Raw genomic sequence first — 19,065 nt, forward strand, 5'->3', positions numbered from 1 at the left:
GTTATAATGTAACATTTAAAGACAAGGTTACACTTACCTTACATAAAGAAAAACCCGCGGATAGCGGGTTAGTGATGCTTTACTTTGTTATTACAGACCCGGTCATGAGAGGTCTTAAGTCCAATATAAAGATTTAATATTTCAGAAGTAAGAAAGCTTTAGCACTGAATAGCATCTTTCTCTTTGTAGTGATCCAAAACTAAATCCATATCAGCCAGAAGTGCGACTTCAGAGTATTCACCGGGTGATAGCTTCAACAAGTTGGGCATATAGTTCTTTTCATACTCACGTGGGTAGTCTCTGCATAAGATTTTTACCCGTACATCTTGAGTGGTGAACTCTGAATCTAACTTTTCCAGATATTTGCTAAGAATATTATCTGAGTTCTCAAAAGCTGTAGTGGTGGCAATTGGATCTACATCTTCATCTGGTTGCTTCTGACAGCCGGACAAAGTCAAAGATAAGAGTAGGGTGGTAAGTGTGATGTGCTTCATAGTTATAGTTTTATTGTTATTGGTGAGTGAATTATAAGCGGAAATTGATAAAAGAAAAATCACCACTGGGAGTGGGGTGGCTAGGTTGTGAAAATTTATCGTCAAACACGATAATAAATCATCCAATAGCATTGATTAAATTTTTTAAAAACAATATCTTGTGTTGTCCTTGATAATGCTAGAAGAACTTATGCTCTCTGACGGAAATAGTAGTACATATAATAACGATTTCTATATTTTAGTTACTCTTATTTTTCTACCATTTTTTGTATTTTTGGATGGTCTTACACTGAGCTTATTTAATTTTTTTAGTGCAATTTTGCTGGCATCATGTCTTATCTGTTATTACTTCTTAGCATTTAGATATAATAAAATATATTGGTTAAAGATTTTTTTACTTATTATTTTTTTATCAATATATTTATTCTATTTTTTATTTTTCTTCTCATTTCTATACAATAAAAACAATAAATGGTCAGATGTAAGTGTTGATAATTTTAAAAAGCCATTAATTGTATGGATAGAAGACAAGTTGAAAGAATTAAAAGAGGATAAAAATTTACAAGCAAATGATATCAAAGTTGATATTACTGAGAAGAAGGAACAGATTGAATATGTAGAGGATGACTATTATGAAGAAGACTATGACGAAGTTGTTGAATATGAGGATGATGAGTCTTACTCTGATGAGTCATATCACTATTCTTCCTCAAATTCTGGTTACCATTCAGTAGAAGGATATACGCGCAGTGATGGAACGGAAGTAGGTGGTTATGTGAGAGGTAACCCTGATGGTATTGAAGAAAACAATATAGAATATATGCGTGATCACGGTGATCAAAATGGATTAGAACAAGCATATTCATTTTTAGATTAAATTTGAAAAATGGCAAAAAACCCACCGCTGGGGTGGGTTGGATGGAGTTTGTTGAGATGATCGGAGTAACCAGTAAGGGCGAACTAATCTCGGTGAAAGTGGGTCAGAGACCAAAAGGATTCCTTATAGGCATTCTTATTACTGATCCGGAACATCTCACTGAGGAAAATGTAATAAAGTAGGACTTACGCATTGACGGATTTAAAAAAGTCTCAAACTACTTTATAACGTATCTGTGATCAGACGAACTAAACATGCTTCTACAGCAACTTGTACATTACCCATTTATATGGGCTTTCTCATGACAGAACCAAACTCTATTAGCTGCACACAACTTGCCGAGACTTATAATATCTCGCATGACAGTGTAAATCGCTTTTTGGAGCGTGAAGACTACACAGCTCACGATCTATATCAAGAAGCAATTCAACACATTGATAATAATAAACTTATAGTCAGTATTGATGATACTGTTTTAGATAAGCCATATAGTCAACATATGGACTTAGTTAGCTATTTTTGGTCAGGTAAACACCACCGATCCGTCAAGGGTATTAATCTCATTACCTTGTATGCGACAGATCAACATGGCAAAAATATTCCAATTAATTTTCGAATTTATGATAAGTCAGAAAGTAAAACCAAGAATGATTACTTTATGGAGATGTTAAGTGAAGTACTCGATTGGGGTGCAAAGATTCAATTCATTACAGGTGATAGTTGGTATTCATCGACTGAAAATCTAAAAACCATAAGAAAACATGGTATTCGATTTATGTTTGGTGTCGACAGTAACCGTAAGGTTTCCCCTGAAAAAGGACAATGGTTTCAACTCCGTTTATTGCCGAATTTTCATCAGGGTCAAGTGGTCTGGCTCAAAGATGTTGGCTTTGTACAATTATTTAAGACTCAGTTAAAAGAACAGCAGAGATTTTATATTGTGCATCAAGATGAAGATGATTTATTGTCCTTTGATGGTTTTTATGAATTACATTCAAGTCATTGGAAAATAGAACAATATCATCGAGTAATTAAACAGGTTTGTCATATTGAAAAGTTTCAAGTAAGACGATCCAAGCTGATTTTGAATCATATTTTCTCAGCCTTGATGGCCTATGTTGAGATACAAAAGAACCAGTTTGAGCGGATCTTTGAAAATGTATATCGTTGGCAGAAGAAATTATTTAGACCAATTATCAAGAACTTTATTGATGAATTTATTCTCGATAAGAATCATCTGCTGCCACAGAAAATCTATAAATAATAGTGCGTAAGTCCTATAAAGATTAAATTGCACTTTCACGGATCAGATGGTCAATCAAATCAACATCATTGCCTAAGTGCTTTAAATATAAGTCAGGACCAGATTGATCTGAAGGATGGTGAATTAACACCAGAACCCAAATCAATCACATTGGGTATTCCAGCACTCACTACTAATTCTCTCGAGAAGGAGTTCTTCCCTAAATATCGAGATTTTTTCAGAAATTTGTTTAAAAAGTAAATTGTAATCTTCAGTTTTTGGATTTTCTGGAAAATCAGGATGGAATTCAAAGCTACACAATATATCTAAGAATGGAGACATTCTTTCAGCTATTAAATCAGCACGTTCTTTTGATGCACCATTTTCAACAAGGTTGTTTATCAATGAACTTCTAATTTCATCCTTGCTATTGGATTCAACTTTTGGAAATTGAAGAATATTGTCCATTTAATTTCTCCACCCGATCCAAGAGCCGCTCGGGTTGCGGCTTTTCCTATAATTATTTAAGAACAAGCACCAGCTTGCTGTGCTCCATAGGTTGCCTGGCTTTGTGTATATTTATCACCCGCACTGGATGAGAGCTGCTCAATCAGACCATCACAAGAAAAACCTGACATATCTAGATATTGTTTTGCAGATTTAACAGCCTGTTCATTCCAATCAACATTTAGGCTGTCTACTGCGACAGTGGCATCAGCAACCTCATAACCATCTCCATAACTAGATGAAAGTTGTTGTATAAGACCTTCACGTGAGAATCCTGTAAAGCTAAGATATTGTTCTGCAGATCTAACGGCATTTTTTTGCGGACCAGTCATACTTGGTGTTTCTGGTTCTGCTGTCTGGTTGATTGATTCAGGCTGCTCCATATCTTGATTAGTAGGTGTTGCTCCTACAGCCTGATTAGCTGTTACCGTAGTTGTATCAACTTTATTGTTTGGCTCTTCTTTTGAGTTATCCCCAAAAACTAGACCTATTACCAGCAGGGCAATAAATATAATTACCAACCATTTAATAAAAGTTTTCATAAAACTCCCCCTTACTTAATTTGATAAATATAGTTTGAAGCCCTTTTCGGGCTATATTTCGTTTCAGTTAAATAAAAAGCTGAATACGCTTAAACTTTTTATTCGCTTCAATTTCAGTTTTATAAAATTTGTCTTTATCAGTCGAATCCATAAATTTAGCAAAAGTAGTAGATTCAAGAAGACGGTAAAGAAATCTTTCACCCGTCTGAAGTACTATAGTCAACAGGTGGTGTTGATAAAGCACATAACTAATCTTGTGGGAATTGATTTCAATTGTTTGCATATCACACTTCCCATAATTAAAATTTTGATATACCCAAGCCGCATATAGAGGCTTTTTTTATTCATCCACCCAACAAAAATTGATTTAGGGTTTATAACTCAGAATACTTTTCTAAAAACTCATCTATCCATCCTTGAGCCACTTCAAGATTGGTTATGTCAATCAGCTTTAGATTGGTCTCTTCTGCTTCGTTAAAGCCTTCAATAATAGCCTCAAAGATATTTGCTTCAGTAATGACCTCACGTGCTATTTCAGCAGCATCATAGCTTTGCTTGGCCTTCTTAAGCGAAGCTATTTGCTTATCAATCCCTTCACCTATTTTACTTAATGCCAACTTAAACTCTTGACGATTAATCGTTAGCGCAGTTTTAGATTTGTTGAGTGTTGCGATCATTGTGTTTTCCTTTTTCGGGATTTTTTATCATGTTCAACATCTTGATAGAACCCAAGCCGCATATAGCGGCTTTTTTATTTCTTAAATTTTTCTATACAAACCAACAACTTTACCAACCAATCGACAATCTTCCGTCAGTTTAATAATTTGCTCAGGCCAATCTGGATTAAGTGGCTGAAGGTACTTATCACTGCCTTCAATAATTAGCTTTTTAAACGTAGCCTCACTCTCACCACAGCAGGCAATAATCACTAAATCATCGGTATGTAAGTCGAAAGTTTGAATATCAGGATTTACATAGATACGATCACCTGGCTTAAAGTCAGGCTTCATGGAATTTCCAACCACCACTAAACCATATCCATTTTTTCCACATTCTCTTATTGGCGGAAGATATTCATCCACTTCAACATCTTTAAGCACGGTTTCAATAGGGTCAAATGAACCAGCAGCTACCCATGAAATAACAGGTACAGGAAAACCTTCCATAGGAATTTTTTGAGATAGATCGATATTGTTATCAAGTTTCTGATCACTTGATGCATCAAGCATTCCATACTTAGGATCACCGGCTAACCAGTGGGGATTCACACCTAAAAATTGAGCAGCTTTAGCATTTTTAAAGCTATCAAGCGACTTTGTTTTTCCATTAATCCATTGGCCTACCGCAGCTACAGATGCTTCGCAATACTTAGCCATGGCCGCTCTGTCCAGTTTCTTAAGTTTATTCTTGGACAAAAAATGAGATATGGCCTGATTGATCCGATCCTCAAGAGTACTCATATTAAAATTCACTTTAAATTTAAAGCCAGCTTACAACAATATTAATAAAGCTTGCTTGCAAAAATATATTAAAGTACACTTTAATAATAAAGCATACTTTCGAGATTGAACATGAGAGTACTCATCAAAACCAGTGACGCTCTTGATCATTTTAAAAATGCATCACGCCTAGCTGAAGAAATTGGCATCACTCCCCAAGCGATTAATCAATGGGGTGAATACATCCCAGATCCTTCTGTTGGAAAAATCATGGCTGTTATACCAGGGATTTCCTACAAGATTGTTAGAGGAGTACCCACGCCATCGCGATTAACCGCTTAAATTAATTATTAAGCATTTGATTTTAATTAAATACGTTCGAAGGAAGGGAAAATGAACATAACAGATGCAGCGTACAACACAGTTCGTGACTACCCAGGTGGTTCAGCCTCATTAGCTCCACGTATGGGAATCAAAAGCCCCGCTGTTCTAAACAGCAAGATCAACCCAAATACTGAAACTCACCATCTAACACTTGCTGAGGCTTCTAAATTGATGGCTTTGACTGGTGACTTTCGTATTTTGCAAGCATTAGCTGCTGAGCATGAAAAGGTTGCAATTAACCTTCCCGAAATCCCTGAATGCCGCGATATGGCACTTACAGATAAGGTTTTGTGCGTCGGGATGCGTGGCGGGGATGTGATGAGTACGTTTCGCGAGATTATGGCTGACGGCCGCATCACTCCAGGTGAAGTGCGTGATATGTCAAAAGTAATTCACCAAATGCACGTTGTTTTGGCTGAGCTGGATAAACAAGTCCAGGCTTGTATCAATAACCCAGAAACAGAAAAAGCCTGACGGTCGAGGTCAGGCTTTTCGGTGTTTAAATCGTTGGAGATCCAAACAATGAATATGTTAACACAAGGAAATTTTAACATAAACGAAGTAACAATGTCATCACCTGAGATTGTTGATTTCATTAATAAATTTCGCAAAGAAACTGCCACTGTAGAGAAGCCATATAAAGAACTTCGTCATGATGACTTTATGCGGAAAGTCCCAGGTGTTTTAGGGGATAATCACGCTCCGAAATTTATCGGAACGCAAAACTACGGCAACAACAACACGCGACATATCTACAACTTCCCAAAACGCGAAGCCTGCTTGATGGCTATGTCATATAGCTATGAGTTACAGGCTCGAGTTTTTGACCGCATGACTTCGATGGAAGACGCGCTTAAGGCTAAAAATAGTTTTGACATCACTAATCCTACACATCTACTTCAAGCAATCGAAGTCCAAGCCAAGCTCAACATTGAGTTAAGTGAAAAAGTAGCAGTACTTGCACCTAAGGCTGAAGCATTAGAAGTCATTGCTGATACATCCAATACTTATTGCCTGCGTGAATGTGCCAAAACAATCGGTATTAAAGAATCAGACCTAATCAAGCTATTGATTGACAGAAAGTGGGTTTACCGCGACTCGGATCGCAAGCTTCAACCACATGCCCAGTATGTCATTAATGGCGTATTCACCAACCGTACATCACCAGTAATCACAAATCGCAACGATGGCAAAGAGCGTGTGTTCTTGCACATGCGTGTCACTGCTTTTGGCCTGACTCGTATTACAGGCCTAGTCAATAAGATGCGTAAAGCACAGCAGGTGGCAGCATGAGCATAACTTTAGAAGATGTTCTTGGCTTCATATCTTCATCTAGTGGTTCTGACTTAAATACGATTGCCGATGAAATGAAAGAAAGCGGCTTTGAGTATGAATGTCTTGAATGTGAGACCCATGAATGTGAAGAGCATGAATGTCATCACGATGAAGAAATGGCTGAAGTGAAAAATGAGTTTATTCACTATCTGATTGAACGAAACAATCAATTTGGCTTAGACGACATGCTTGATGAATTAAAGCGTGAAGGTGAGCGAGTCGGGGCTTATTTAAAAGTGGGGTGCAACTAATGCATAAATATTTACACCATATTGGTGACTTCATGCGTGACACAGTTCACCTCTCAACACTTGAGGAGTGTTTCTATCGACGCGCCCTGGATTTTTATTATCTTAATGAAAGTCCATTACCCAAAGAAACCCAGTCGGTTTTCCGTCGGTTACGTGCAACAACCGAAGAAGAGAAACAGGCAGTTTTAAATGTGCTTGGTGACTTCTTTACTGAAGAGGAAGATGGGTTTCACAACAAACGATGTGATGCAGAAATTCAAGCTTATAAGCTTCATGCTGACAAAAATCGTGAAAACGGCAAGAAAGGTGGGCGTCCGCCAAAAAAGAAGCCGGATGAAAACCCACGTAGCGAAGAAAGTGGCGAACCTAAAAACCCAGAAGAAACCCAGCCGGTTAATTTGGGTTCTGAAATTGAAACCCAAAAAAACCTTAACCATAAACCATTAACCGTTAACCAAAAACCATTAACCAATATTGATAGTAGTAATGCGTGCGAAGAAAAAATTTCTTTTCCACCGATTCAATTTTCTCAATATCAAGCTGAGGATCACAAACGCTATTCGATTCTTGAATGCGTACATGTATATCCAATTCACTACGATTTCATAGAACTTGGAAAGCAGCGTAATCCTGGTCTACCAGAACAAGATCTGATTGCTATGTTTACAAACTTTGGTGATTTCTTCTCAGCTAAGTCTGATAGCAAAAATACACCAAGCTTATGGCTGGTGAAATGGTTTACCTGGATTCAAAACAACAAAGACGAAGTACGCCGTCTACGTGAAGCCAAGAAATCTGCACCGGCTGCCAAACCTTCTGGATACCAAAGCCGAGCAGCACGTGAAGCACAGGAGTGGTTTGCTGAATTAGGTCAACCTGAAGAACAAGCCATAATTGATATCCATGCGGTTGAGGGGGTGGGCCATGCATAACCAGATCTCAAATCAAGTGAATGGACCTGATCAACAAGTTCGCAAATTTGGCGAAGAAGATGCCCGTTTACTGATCAAGGAAATGATTGAGCTACACGGCAAAAAATTTACTGATCAATGGGCCGGTCAGACTAAAGGGCAAGTGGTTGCCAAGTTTGCTCAGAAACTTTCTGTGCTGACTTATGAGCAATTCTTGCGAGGTCTTAAGCGACTGGACACGGCAAGCTGGCCACCATCGATTCCAGAATTTAAAGACTGGTGTTTAGGTGGGTATGAATATCAGACCGCTGATGAGGCATGGTTACAGGCTCTTAATTTTGAGAAAGAAAACCGCTCTGCTCGAATCAATCACCTAGCTAAAGCAGCTTATGACGCTGTAGTGGGTCCATATGGGATGCTAAAAACCACTGATACCGTACACAACGTATTTTGCAGTGTGTACAAACGACTCGTTACTGAAGCTAAAGAACGTGGTGAGCCTGATGGCGTGTTGGATGCTGTGATGCAGATTGAAAGCAAGGCTGAGGATCATAACCCGGTACCAAATGAAGTGGCAAAGCAAGCGCTTGAAGAACTTAAAAAGCGCATGAACGTGAAAAATCGCCAGGTACCAAAGCCTCAACGCCTCCAGTGCCAGCCGACTGCAATAGCTGATCCTTGGCCAGATCCTTTTGAAAATCCTGAGTCGTACTTGGAAAAATGCGAGATGGATGGGGTGAAGGTGCCTAAGGTTATTCGTGAGCAATTGGGAGGTCACTGATCATGTCAAAAGAATATGACTTTCAAACCATGGATTGGTGCGCATCGATGCATGCCGTAACCCAAGGCGAGAAAATGATTCGTATATTGCGTCAAATGATGGCTAAACGGGGCAAAACAAGCGTTTCTGATGTGATGGTACTAATGGAGGGTAATCGTCGCACTGTACAGCGTTATTTAGGTCAGTTGGAGCATGCCGGATATATCCAGAGAGATGGCGCTACACCTGCAGGCTTCACCGTAACTGAAAAGACTAAGCAGATTTTCACAGTGAAGGTGGCGGCGTGAAGGATCTAAACAAAACATTGATGTTTATTTTCATGGCAATTGGCGCCGTCGTTTTGAGGATATGGTGTGAATGACCAGCTACTCAATCGCTGAATACAAAAAGATGGTGAAAGCCACCAGACCGAAAGGGCGCTCCAAGCGTCCTAATGTGAAAGGCGAAAAAGTACCGAATGAGTTTGAGGCGAAACTGGCCCGAGAACTAAAGACTTTAAAAATTGAGTTTGAGCAGGAATTTGAGTTTCACCCAAAGCGGAAATGGAGAGCTGATTTCCACCTGGTAGGAAAAAAGATACTGGTAGAAGTTGAAGGTGCGATCTGGAGTGGAGGAAGACATACCAGAGGCAAGGGGTATATCGGGGACATGGAAAAATATAACGCAGCAACAATGCTTGGTTATCAAGTAATACGGTTTAGTACAGATCAAGTGAAGTCAGGTTTAGCGATACAGCAAATTGAGAAGATGGTAGGGCTATGAAGGTCAAAATTTGGGATAAAGAAATCAAAGGAAAGTTGTATGCCGTTGGTGATATTCACGGCTGCTACAACCTGCTTATGACTCGACTTAAAGAAATTAGCTTCGACTTTGAGAATGATTTGCTGGTTGCGGTTGGTGATCTAGTGGATCGAGGTACTCAGAACGAAGAATGCGTAAGTCTAATTGATGAGCCTTGGTTTACATCCGTAAAGGGTAATCATGAAGATTTGGTCATCATGGGTGATGTTAATCGCTCTTACTTCAATTGCCATATTCAAAATGGTGGTGAATGGTTTTATGACCTGGATTACCAGGTTCAGCGCGAAATCATTAAAAAATTAAAAACTCTACCGATTGCTTTAGAGATTAATCACAAAGGTAGAAAATTTGGCTTTGTTCATGGCCATATCGAACAGAACAATTGGGATGAGTTTAAAAGCATTCTAAATAATTTTGATCAAGCTCAGCACATTATCAAAAAGGAACGCTTCCCTACTGAATTAGCAATGTGGGGTCGTGATCGACTGGATGAAGAAAACCAACAATACACCCATGTTTCAGGAGTTGATGCGGTAATCATGGGACATACGGTTACTCAGAAGCCATGCAAGCGCGATAACTGCTACTGGATTGATACTGGTGCAGTTCATTGGGGAACAATGACAATTTTAGATTTAAGCAAGATTTAAGAGGGAATAGGGATGAATGCGATGGTTGGGGTTCAAAATATTATGCAGGCGGTTAATTGGTCAAAGTACTCACTGGAAGAGTGGCTTTACCAGTTTGGGGCTTGGATGAATAGCGTTTCTGGAACATGCGGCAAGAGCATCAATCCTATTGCTGTTGCTATGGATGAGGCGGTTGTAAAGCAGCGCAAGTTTAAGTTGGGTGTGAGAAAGACTCGTCAAATTATTGCTGATTCAATGCTGTCAGAGGAAAAGCCGAAATTATCCAGAGTTGGGGTGGTTTGTGAGATTGATGATAATGAAGCTCGGGCAGTCCAGCGCTTAATTCTGGATATGCAGGGTCAAAGTGAAATCATGGATGAGTGGATGGATGCGATTATCTGCCGTTATTTTTATGGGAATTCGTGGTCGCAGATGGTGAAATGGGAGATGAATCCAGTGGGCGACATGGTGAAAATGTATTCAGAAAATGATGCTCGTGCTGATGTGAAGTGCGGTTTGGCTGCATTGCACTGTCGTTATAAGTTCATTGAATATAAATAATGATTAGGGATTGACCTTGTACAAGGGTAATGCTAAATTCGTGTTATAGTGGTGCGAAGTGTAAGTAAGTCGCACTACTGATAGAAGGCTCATCGAAAGGTGGGCTTTTTTGACATTATTTATTCATAAAATTAAGTGATAATGCCTTTTTGTTTTTGAGCTCTAATTGAAATGGCGATTTTAACTGTTAAAAAACTAGAAGATACTCTCGGTAAATTAGTGGCTGAAGGCGAAAAGCCTGAAAAGATTTTATTAGGCTATAAAGCGTATGGCGAGCTAATGAATGATCGTAGCTTTTTTGAGGAAGTGGCTGGCTCGGCAATGGATCCAAACAAACGAAAATATAAAAATATTAAAATTAAGGTCACTCAAGACGAATACCAGTTTAACGTGAAATGTCAAAAATAGGTTTAAGCATCAAGGAAAGCTCGCCAAATGGTGGGCTTTTTTATGGCTGTTATTTGAAGTAGTATTTCATGAATAATAAATTAGGTTAATGTGATATGGATCATTCAACTAACGCGAATGTGTTTTCAGCATCCCCTCCAAGGTTTACTATTCAAAAATTTGTTGGTGAGCTTAAGGTTATTGATAGCGGGGTACTGCATTGTGAGTCATCTAAGCCTATTAGGTTTTTAATTGATGACTTTGAGTTGGTTTTTAACTTTATAAATAATGATGCTATTTCAACACAAAAGATCGAAACTAAGGCTGAGAACAATCCTGGGTTAAAACTTAAATTAACTCTGATGAATTTTAACAATCCTTTGGGGAGTGGACTGTTAGATCCAGTGCAAGTGGTTTTTTATAAGGGGCGCGAAATATATGTTTCTTTTTTCACTATTGTTGTGGAAGGGAATAGACAGTTTAATTATTCAATTCTAAGTAATTAATGGTGTTAACGTGAGTGAAGATAAAATCACATTTCGGTCACCTCTACCTAACACTGAAAGTGGGGTTGATGAAAAAAGCACATCTATCAATCCAAATCATATTGCAGATGCGAAAATTGTAGGAAGAATTACAAAAGAAATTGGCACTGGAGATGATGCTAAACACTCTATTATTTGGACCACTATTAGATGGTGTTTTATTATTGCTTCAGCAATAACTATTATTATTTTTCTATTTCTCTGGGTAGCATTTTCTAGCAACAATGCTGATGAAATTAATGAGTTAAGAAGATTTATACCTACAGTGTGGTCAATATTTACACCCATTATCACTCTGGCACTTGGTTACGCATTTGGTAAAGACTATAAGTAATTTTAAATTTCAAAAGAAGTTCATCGAAAGGTGGGCTTTTTTAATGCTTAGAATTTATGACCTAAAACGAAAATTAACCAAAATTAGACAATGAATAATAATTTCTGGTGGTGTTTCAAAAAGTATGCTGGCATTAAACGAATCCATTATTGATATAAAAGAACACTAAATCAAAGGCTTTGAAATGATTTTCAAGCTTTTTGGAGAAGTTGCAGCTTCTCCTAAAGCCTCGCCTGATTCGATGCCGTAATCGACAATTATTGCCTTCTATACCCACAGTGAAAAATTTACCAATCAACTGTTTGCATTCTTTAAAGGTCGTAACAAAGCTATCCCAATGGTCACTTGATATACATGTATAGCTTACACCTAACTGCTTCAATTTTAATTTAAGTCGTTTTGCAGTGGCTAAATCTCGGTTACCCCATACATAAGCAACAATTTCACCTGTTTCTCGATGATAGGCATAAATTAGCCATTGTTTATTTTGCTTATGACCAACAAAAGTCCAAAACTCATCTACTTCAAGGGTTTCATAATGACTTTGCTGTGCTCGAAGTTGATATTTTGATTGGCTAAGTGTCCGTAGAACTTTACCGATACTTACTCTTTCAATTTCTGCTATATCCCTGACACCACTGCCTCGCACCATGAGGTGTAATATTTTGGTTTTGATACCTGAGTGACAGCCTTGATAACTGAGAGCATGATCACCAATAAATTGACGTCTGCATATTTTACATTGGTAATTTTGCTTACCATCTACTTTTGTGCCATTTTTCTTTATACTGTCACTTAGGCAGGCTGGACACTTGATTTCTAGAGTTATTCGCATTTCTCTATTTTATCAAAATCCAACCTGCTTTTTTTCAGCATACTTTTTGAAACACCACCTAATTTCTTAATATTCTCTATACTTTCTGATCAAAGCCTTAGTGCTATATTGTTTTTGCGATAAGAAGAAGATGCAATACGAAGAAAGTGACTACAGCACTGGCCCACTTATTTGACGAGTAAGTGGGCTTTTTATTGCCTGTAAAAAGGCGACCCAAGCCTACTGGAGTGCTGACCAGTGGAACATGCCTTCGAGTAAACTTCCTTCGGGAATCTAGACTAGGGAGTAGCGTCCCGACCTAAAGAGGATTGAAAGCAAGTAAAGCAGACCGTGCATGTTAGGTGTGTGTGATTGTGAGTAGCGTTTGGCCCTGCGAAAAGGGCTTTTTAATGCCCTGAGAAATACTAGTGTAATCATACCAAATTAAAATGCTTGATTAACCAGGAATGAATCTTGCTTAGTTCGACAAAGTTAATGACATTATTTCAGTAATGAATATTATAAATTTATGTTTTATAAGTGAAAATAACTGACATTTCTTGCGACATGATTGCTTGATTGTCCAGGAGTAAAATCATGCTTAGATTACTGATGTGTTTATTCGGCCTACACGGTGCGACTGAGATCGATTACACGATTGATGATGAAGAAATCAAAGTGTGTCGGGATTGTTTGAAAGAAGTTGAATAACAATCACTCAAGCAAAGAGCTGTTTCATAAAGCTGTAATATTTAAGCAATATAGTTGCTCTGCAAAAGAAGAAAGACGTTGTGACGCAAGTCAAGCCCGTTTAATTGGAGAGAGTTAAACGGGTTTTTTATTGAAATATATTGCTATTTTCCTTTTGTCGAACGTATTACGACTCAAACCCCGTCATTAATTTGTCGGGGTTTTTCTTTTCTTATTGGTGGTGAATATGCGATTAGGTCGAATGAGTTTGGGAATGGCTTTGGCATCCATGGGGATGATTTGAAGTGGTGTTGTGTAGAATAGATATTTCAAATTTCAAAAAGCCCATCAGGTAGATAGGCTTTTCTTACTAATCAAAAGATTGAGCGATGATTTACTTTTTATCTGTATTTTCTTTTTGATCATCTTGCTCTTTAGTGGAGGTTGTATCATTTTGATTGGGTTTATCTTGTGTAGGCTTCTGTGTATGGTTTTCTGATTTAGGCTTGTTTTCAGTAGCATTATTTGAAAATTGATTGAAAGAAGCTTTTTGAGCGGTATTTGTATTAACTAACATAGTTTTCTCAATTTTTGTTGCCGAAGATTCGACCTATTCAGAGTGACATACTAGTAGCACTTACAATGGGATGATTTGGAGGGATAAGTGTAGATATATGTAGGATTTAAATGTTTATATCTTATTTATATTTCAAAGGTTTTTATAATAAACCGGTCGCCAGATTGATCTGTATCACTATTTAAATAGTCAAGGTATTTAATTTATATCTTCTCGATACATTGCTGATACAAGGGGTGTATATGGACGAAAAAGAATATTTCTGGAAAACCAAGAAGCGTCCAATCAAAACCAAACCCCGCAATAAGCCACTACCGAAAGCCAAAGAAAAATACTTAGAAGCAGAAGAAACCCTATTTCAAGAATTAGAAGAACATGCCATTGGTTATCGTCGAAAGTTTCAATTTGAATCAACCAAAAATTGGCGGTTTGATTTTTATATTGTGAAGCTGAACCTTCTTATAGAAATTGTGGGCAGTCCATGGGCGGTTGGTCGTGGTGGGAAAAAGATAGCGAATTCATTTAATAAGTATGATCTTGCTGAAGATCAAGGTTATACATTTGTGCGCCTTGAACCTCATCAGATTGAATCGGGTTATGCAATTAACTGGATTCGAAGTCAGTTAGAGAGATTAGAAGATGGAACAGTTCAGACCATTCCCGCCGACGGAGCTGATTGATCAGGCTGAGGAAGAAGAAGCCATTCGTTTGGCACCGGCACCAGAGCTTAAAGAATGGGTCGTGAATAACTGGCTTACTCTCGGTGGTGAACTACATAACCCAGATCACGACCATATTGCTGAGCTACTTCACGACAATGAAGAGTTCCTTGCATTCGCCTGGGCTTCATCTGCCGCTGTAGCGAAAAAACGTATGGTGCTGGGTCAGTGTGAAAAGGTCATGTTTAACCAGGGTGGCTGGAAGAAAGCACGTCAGGAACAGCAGATGCGAGACTGGTTTGGCTTTGTACCTCAATACTTGATTACTGTGGATGCTGCTTTCTGTGAGCAAGCCTCAGATCGTGAGTTTTGTCGCCTGATTGAGCATGAGCTTTATCACATCGGTGTAGAACGTGATGAAGATGGTGAAATCATTTATAGCGATATGACCGGACTGCCTAAGCATTACCTGGCTGGCCATGATGTTGAAGTGTTCTTTGGTGAAACTAAGCGATGGGGCGCAGATGAGTCAGTAAAAAGACTTTTGGAAATCTCCAAAAATGCGCCGTTTGTATCTGAAAAAAGTATGGCTGCGTGTTGTGGGAACTGTGTCATAGGTTAAATTTTTTTGCCTATCTTGTACGACGTAGAACGACAAAGAGGTATTTATGGCAGCATTAAAAGAGCCTGTAAAAATGTTTATAGTTCAGTCTCTTGCTTGCTTTGAAACCCCTCAACAAGTGGCAGACGCGGTAGAAGAAATATATAAGATCAAGATTGATCGAAAACAATGTCACAGTTATGACCCGACAAAATATGCAGGTCGTAATCTCAGTAAAAAGTTAAAGGATTTATTTGAGCAAACTCGCAAAGAGTTTCGTGAAAATATTGATGATATTGCGATTGCTAACAAGGCGTTTCGTTTACGTGAGCTTCAGAAGATGTATGAGGATTCTGGAAAAAATAAACGGGCAAAACAAAATCTGCTGAAACAGGCATTCCAAGAAACAGATGGCCGTGTGACAAAGCAGGAAATCACTGGTCCAGACGGCGGACCTATTCAGCAAGAAACTAAAAATCTTCCTCAATATACACCTGAACAGCTTGCTGGCATGACGGCGCAAGAGCTTTCGCGTTTAGCAATTAATGGCAAGTTATGACTTATGCAATCGAAGATATAGCGCCACTAATTAAAGAGTGGACGATCAATACACGTCTACCTGAAATCATTGAAGAGATGAAACGGCGCTATTACTACCGGATGCTGATAGAGCAGAATGAACTAAGTCGAGAGGCTGAAATCTACAAATGTAAGAATGATCCGGCTCATTGGTTTAATCACTGGGTATGGACTTATGATCCACGGGGCATGCCTTTTGGACTGCCGGCGAATATTCCTTTTGTTTTGCGTCCTGGTCAGGTTGAGCTTGTTGATTGGCTATTAGAGCGTGAAAGCACCCAGACACACGGCTTAATTGAAAAAAGTCGTGATGAGGGGATGAGTTACGTTGTACTTGGCTTTTATTTGCACCGGTGGTTATTTGTTGAAGGCTTTGCAGGTGGTGTCGGTAGTCGTAAAGAGGATTTGGTCGATAAGAAAGGTGATCCGAAAACGTTACTGCACAAATTCAGGGATATGTTTTCCAAGTTGCCGGATTGGATGAAGCCTAAAGGTTTTGTCGAGAAAGTGCATGATAACTACATGCGAATCATTAACCCGGACAACGGCGCAACGGTTACGGGTGAGGCTGGTGACAATATTGGCCGTGGTGGTCGTACCACAATGTACTTTCTGGATGAATGGGCATTCGTAGAGCGGCAAGAAGCTGTTGATGCTGCCATTTCTCAAAACACAAACGTACATATCAAGGGATCTACACCAAACGGTATTGGGGACAAGTTTCACCAGGATCGTTTTAGTGGTCGTTACGCCGTTTTTACGATGGCATGGCGTGATAACCCAGATAAGAACTGGCAGGTCGAATTTAATGGCAAGCTAATTCATCCCTGGTATGAAAAACAATTGGCCACACTTGATGACATCGTTTTAGCTCAAGAAGTTGATATTGATTATGCCGCGTCAGTAGAAGGTGTATTGATTCCATCAGCATGGGTGCAGGCTGCAGTCGATGCTCATCTCCATTTAGATATTCAGCCTTCAGGCGAACGTATGGGTGCGCTTGATGTGGCAGATGAGGGTAAGGATAAAAACTCTTTTGCCGCACGTCATGGCATCGTACTGCAGTATTTGGACACTTGGTCAGGCGTTGGTGATGACATCTTTGGCACAACTCAGAAAGCTATTGATGCTTGTCTTGATCTACGTTTGAACTCGTTTTATTACGATGCCGATGGACTTGGTGCTGGTGTACGTGGTGATGCCCGAGTCATTAATGAGCAGAATAGATCCAAAGGTATTCCGGAGATCGAAGCAAATCCATTCCGAGGCTCAGGTGCGGTGCACAACCCGGAGCAGGAAATGGTTGAGGCGCGTAAAAATGTAGACTTCTTTGCCAATCTTAAAGCTCAGATGTGGTGGTCACTGCGCATAAGATTTCAGAATACTTATCGAGCCTTACAAGGTATGCAATATGACCCAGACAATCTTATTTCGCTCTCTACCAAAGATATAAACAAGCAGGAGCTTGAACAGCTCAAGCGAGAGCTTTCACAGCCTACTTATACTAAGAATGGTGCAGGCAAAATCCTAGTCAATAAGCAACCAGACGGGGCTTTATCTCCAAACCGAGCAGACGGCGTCATGATTTGCTTTAGTGATATCCGTGAGCGAAAACGGAAAAAACCTGCAGGTGCAGGTACTCGAACCTATTGAGAAGGAAAAAACATGGCAAAGTCTAAAAAGGACAAAGCGTCAAAGAAGGCTTTGTCTTACGGCAATTTATACACTCAAGAAGCAGTCACTCAGTTTCTGGTGAACTTTGGCAAGCAACCAGATACCGATGAAGTGCTGCGCAAAGCTGGAATTACACGCCACAGATTGCGTGTACTGCTTGATGATGACGAGATTGCACAAGTAGTTGAAACACGGATTGATGCACTTTTAGCAACGCCATTGCGAATTGAACCAAATGATACGGATGAAGCGGAAAAGCTGAATCTCATCCTGAAAGAATGGTTCCATGAAATTGCGACTGCTGCCATGAGTGCACTGTTCTTCGGGTACTCGGTTCAGGAAGCTGTATATGAGCTAAAGTCGGAAGGTTATATTGGTTTGCAATGGATTGGTGAAAAACCGATGCAATGGTTTGAGCCTAAGAATGATGGTCGGCTAATCTATCGTCAGGATGGAAACAATGCAGAGCATGAGGTAGATCAAGCATTCAAATTCTTCTTAACACGCCGTAAAGCCACATACGAACAGCCATATGGTAAAGCGCTATTAGCCACGCTGTATTGGTTATTCTTCTTTAAGCAGAATGGCTTCAAATTCTGGGCGAAATTCCTCGAACGTTTTGGAACACCAATCTTACTGGGTAAGTGCAAAGATACTGAAACTGATGATATGAGCAAAGCCTTGTTAACTGCTCATGCTCAAAGCGTATTGTCGATTGATGCAGATGATGATGTTCAGATTCTTTCCGCACCAGGAACAAACGGTTCAGCAGGGGCAGCGTTTGAGGCATTTAATAATCAGCTGATTCGTCAGATCCAGAAAGTTGTACTAGGGCAGACACTTACCAGCGGGACTGATGGGAAGGGAAGCTACAGTCTTGGTCAAGTGCATGAAAATGTACGAATGGATAAGCTTAAATCTGATATTAGGCTTGTCACACCAACTTTACAGGCTGTGGTCAATGCTCTATGCGCTTTAAACGGTTGGGGGGATTATGAAGTGATGCTTGGTGAGAAACCAAAACCACTGAATAAGGACCAAGCAGAGCGTGATGTCCATTTAAAGAATGCGGGTGCAAATCTGTCTAAAGAATATTTTGTTCGCGAGTATGGTCTACAGGAAGGGGATTTGAATGAGCAGGTTCCTACCAGCTTCAATCAATTCTCTGCATTACCGCGCCAAGCATTTAACTTTAAGGCATCTGCAAACAAGCTCTCACCAGAGCAGCAGGAAGTTGAAGAACTGACTGATGGTCAGGATGAATTGCAGTTACTGAAACCGGATCAGGTCAAGGAATTGGTATTCAAGTCTGATAGCCCTGAAAGTCTGGCTTATAACCTGATGCAATTAATACCTGGTGCAACTCAGACTCAGTTCACGGCCAATCTAGATCAGGCTTTGTATGCGGCAGATGTGTTGGGGTATGTGACGGCGCAAAATGGGAAGTAAG

Annotated in this window: 28 protein-coding genes; 20 read left to right on the top strand and 8 right to left on the bottom strand. The window is 39.5% G+C overall.

Going from position 1 to position 19,065, the window contains the following annotated elements:
• Nucleotides 1–158: 158 nt before the first annotated feature.
• Nucleotides 159–494, bottom strand: coding sequence for a hypothetical protein (locus tag F995_RS08395; RefSeq protein WP_026055773.1), 336 nt, complete (start codon nucleotides 492–494; stop codon nucleotides 159–161).
• 175 nt (nucleotides 495–669) lie between these two features.
• Here F995_RS08395 and F995_RS08400 point away from each other — a divergent pair, with 175 nt between their 5' ends.
• Nucleotides 670–1,371: a hypothetical protein gene (locus F995_RS08400; RefSeq protein WP_115736954.1), complete on the top strand. Its 702-nt coding sequence runs from the start codon at nucleotides 670–672 to the stop codon at nucleotides 1,369–1,371.
• Nucleotides 1,372–1,606: 235 nt separating this feature from the next.
• Nucleotides 1,607–2,635, top strand: coding sequence for an IS701 family transposase (locus F995_RS08410; RefSeq protein ID WP_080591875.1), 1,029 nt, complete (start codon nucleotides 1,607–1,609; stop codon nucleotides 2,633–2,635).
• Between the two features lie 141 nt (nucleotides 2,636–2,776).
• Here F995_RS08410 and F995_RS08415 read toward each other — a convergent pair whose 3' ends face one another.
• The 5 genes from F995_RS08415 to F995_RS08435 form a co-directional block, all read right to left on the bottom strand.
• Nucleotides 2,777–3,082, bottom strand: coding sequence for a hypothetical protein (locus tag F995_RS08415; protein ID WP_004646414.1), 306 nt, complete (start codon nucleotides 3,080–3,082; stop codon nucleotides 2,777–2,779).
• Nucleotides 3,083–3,138: 56 nt separating this feature from the next.
• Nucleotides 3,139–3,663 (bottom strand): Ltp family lipoprotein, encoded by a 525-nt coding sequence (locus F995_RS08420; protein WP_004646415.1) that lies wholly within the window; start codon nucleotides 3,661–3,663, stop codon nucleotides 3,139–3,141.
• A 67-nt stretch (nucleotides 3,664–3,730) separates the two neighbouring features.
• A complete protein-coding gene (locus F995_RS08425) occupies nucleotides 3,731–3,946 on the bottom strand; it encodes a KTSC domain-containing protein (RefSeq protein WP_004646417.1) in 216 nt (71 codons plus the stop codon).
• 91 nt (nucleotides 3,947–4,037) lie between these two features.
• Nucleotides 4,038–4,340, bottom strand: a complete 303-nt coding sequence (locus F995_RS08430; protein ID WP_004646418.1) for a hypothetical protein — start codon at nucleotides 4,338–4,340, stop codon at nucleotides 4,038–4,040.
• Between the two features lie 81 nt (nucleotides 4,341–4,421).
• Nucleotides 4,422–5,123, bottom strand: coding sequence for a S24 family peptidase (locus tag F995_RS08435; RefSeq protein WP_016807135.1), 702 nt, complete (start codon nucleotides 5,121–5,123; stop codon nucleotides 4,422–4,424).
• 111 nt (nucleotides 5,124–5,234) lie between these two features.
• On the opposite strand from F995_RS08435, the gene F995_RS08440 reads away from it, so the two are divergent.
• The 13 genes from F995_RS08440 to F995_RS08500 all read left to right on the top strand — a co-directional run bounded on the left by F995_RS08440 (nucleotide 5,235) and on the right by F995_RS08500 (nucleotide 12,021).
• Nucleotides 5,235–5,444: a Cro/CI family transcriptional regulator gene (locus tag F995_RS08440; protein WP_004646420.1), complete on the top strand. Its 210-nt coding sequence runs from the start codon at nucleotides 5,235–5,237 to the stop codon at nucleotides 5,442–5,444.
• 51 nt (nucleotides 5,445–5,495) lie between these two features.
• Nucleotides 5,496–5,960 (top strand): phage regulatory CII family protein, encoded by a 465-nt coding sequence (locus tag F995_RS08445; protein WP_004646421.1) that lies wholly within the window; start codon nucleotides 5,496–5,498, stop codon nucleotides 5,958–5,960.
• 48 nt (nucleotides 5,961–6,008) lie between these two features.
• The gene (locus F995_RS08450; protein ID WP_004646422.1) at nucleotides 6,009–6,779 is read left to right on the top strand and encodes a phage antirepressor KilAC domain-containing protein; all 771 of its coding nucleotides are present in this window, start codon (nucleotides 6,009–6,011) and stop codon (nucleotides 6,777–6,779) included.
• Nucleotides 6,776–7,072: a hypothetical protein gene (locus F995_RS08455; protein ID WP_004646424.1), complete on the top strand. Its 297-nt coding sequence runs from the start codon at nucleotides 6,776–6,778 to the stop codon at nucleotides 7,070–7,072. Before F995_RS08450 ends, F995_RS08455 begins: the two co-directional genes overlap by 4 nt.
• A complete protein-coding gene (locus tag F995_RS08460) occupies nucleotides 7,072–8,004 on the top strand; it encodes a YdaU family protein (protein ID WP_004646425.1) in 933 nt (310 codons plus the stop codon). Before F995_RS08455 ends, F995_RS08460 begins: the two co-directional genes overlap by 1 nt.
• Entirely contained in the window at nucleotides 7,997–8,764 is a 768-nt protein-coding gene (locus F995_RS08465) for a hypothetical protein (protein ID WP_004646426.1), read from the top strand. Before F995_RS08460 ends, F995_RS08465 begins: the two co-directional genes overlap by 8 nt.
• Before the next feature lie 2 nt (nucleotides 8,765–8,766).
• Entirely contained in the window at nucleotides 8,767–9,051 is a 285-nt protein-coding gene (locus F995_RS08470; protein ID WP_004646427.1) for a helix-turn-helix domain-containing protein, read from the top strand.
• Between the two features lie 70 nt (nucleotides 9,052–9,121).
• A complete protein-coding gene (locus F995_RS08475; RefSeq protein ID WP_004646429.1) occupies nucleotides 9,122–9,526 on the top strand; it encodes a DUF559 domain-containing protein in 405 nt (134 codons plus the stop codon).
• Nucleotides 9,523–10,215: a metallophosphoesterase gene (locus tag F995_RS08480; protein WP_004646430.1), complete on the top strand. Its 693-nt coding sequence runs from the start codon at nucleotides 9,523–9,525 to the stop codon at nucleotides 10,213–10,215. The genes F995_RS08475 and F995_RS08480 overlap by 4 nt, the downstream gene beginning before the upstream one ends.
• A 12-nt stretch (nucleotides 10,216–10,227) precedes the next feature.
• Nucleotides 10,228–10,755 (top strand): hypothetical protein, encoded by a 528-nt coding sequence (locus F995_RS08485; RefSeq protein ID WP_004646431.1) that lies wholly within the window; start codon nucleotides 10,228–10,230, stop codon nucleotides 10,753–10,755.
• 171 nt (nucleotides 10,756–10,926) lie between these two features.
• Nucleotides 10,927–11,163 (top strand): hypothetical protein, encoded by a 237-nt coding sequence (locus F995_RS08490; RefSeq protein WP_004646432.1) that lies wholly within the window; start codon nucleotides 10,927–10,929, stop codon nucleotides 11,161–11,163.
• Nucleotides 11,164–11,258: 95 nt separating this feature from the next.
• On the top strand, nucleotides 11,259–11,648 hold the full coding sequence (locus F995_RS08495; protein WP_004646433.1) for a DUF6864 domain-containing function: 390 nt from the start codon (nucleotides 11,259–11,261) through the stop codon (nucleotides 11,646–11,648).
• 10 nt (nucleotides 11,649–11,658) lie between these two features.
• The gene (locus F995_RS08500) at nucleotides 11,659–12,021 is read left to right on the top strand and encodes a hypothetical protein (RefSeq protein WP_004646434.1); all 363 of its coding nucleotides are present in this window, start codon (nucleotides 11,659–11,661) and stop codon (nucleotides 12,019–12,021) included.
• A 133-nt stretch (nucleotides 12,022–12,154) separates the two neighbouring features.
• On the opposite strand, the gene F995_RS08505 is transcribed toward F995_RS08500, so the two are convergent.
• Together F995_RS08505 and F995_RS08510 are read right to left on the bottom strand one after the other, a co-directional pair.
• On the bottom strand, nucleotides 12,155–12,856 hold the full coding sequence (locus F995_RS08505; RefSeq protein WP_004282341.1) for an IS1 family transposase: 702 nt from the start codon (nucleotides 12,854–12,856) through the stop codon (nucleotides 12,155–12,157).
• A 1,063-nt stretch (nucleotides 12,857–13,919) separates the two neighbouring features.
• Complete coding sequence (locus F995_RS08510) at nucleotides 13,920–14,102, bottom strand: hypothetical protein (RefSeq protein ID WP_004646436.1); 183 nt, start codon at nucleotides 14,100–14,102, stop codon at nucleotides 13,920–13,922.
• 242 nt (nucleotides 14,103–14,344) lie between these two features.
• Here F995_RS08510 and F995_RS08515 point away from each other — a divergent pair, with 242 nt between their 5' ends.
• The 5 genes from F995_RS08515 to F995_RS08535 are packed head-to-tail and all read left to right on the top strand — an operon-like array spanning nucleotide 14,345 to nucleotide 19,064.
• Entirely contained in the window at nucleotides 14,345–14,782 is a 438-nt protein-coding gene (locus F995_RS08515) for a hypothetical protein (protein ID WP_004646437.1), read from the top strand.
• On the top strand, nucleotides 14,742–15,383 hold the full coding sequence (locus F995_RS08520) for a putative metallopeptidase (protein WP_004646439.1): 642 nt from the start codon (nucleotides 14,742–14,744) through the stop codon (nucleotides 15,381–15,383). The genes F995_RS08515 and F995_RS08520 overlap by 41 nt, the downstream gene beginning before the upstream one ends.
• Nucleotides 15,384–15,429: 46 nt before the next feature.
• Nucleotides 15,430–15,921, top strand: a complete 492-nt coding sequence (locus F995_RS08525) for a DUF2280 domain-containing protein (RefSeq protein WP_004646440.1) — start codon at nucleotides 15,430–15,432, stop codon at nucleotides 15,919–15,921.
• Entirely contained in the window at nucleotides 15,918–17,594 is a 1,677-nt protein-coding gene (locus tag F995_RS08530) for a terminase large subunit (protein ID WP_004646441.1), read from the top strand. The genes F995_RS08525 and F995_RS08530 overlap by 4 nt, the downstream gene beginning before the upstream one ends.
• 12 nt (nucleotides 17,595–17,606) lie before the next feature.
• Nucleotides 17,607–19,064: a phage portal protein family protein gene (locus F995_RS08535; protein ID WP_004646442.1), complete on the top strand. Its 1,458-nt coding sequence runs from the start codon at nucleotides 17,607–17,609 to the stop codon at nucleotides 19,062–19,064.
• The last annotated feature ends 1 nt before the right edge of the window (nucleotide 19,065 follow it).

The sequence above is a fragment of the Acinetobacter sp. CIP A162 genome (genome assembly GCF_000367905.1).
In the GTDB taxonomy this organism is placed as follows: domain Bacteria; phylum Pseudomonadota; class Gammaproteobacteria; order Pseudomonadales; family Moraxellaceae; genus Acinetobacter; species Acinetobacter lwoffii.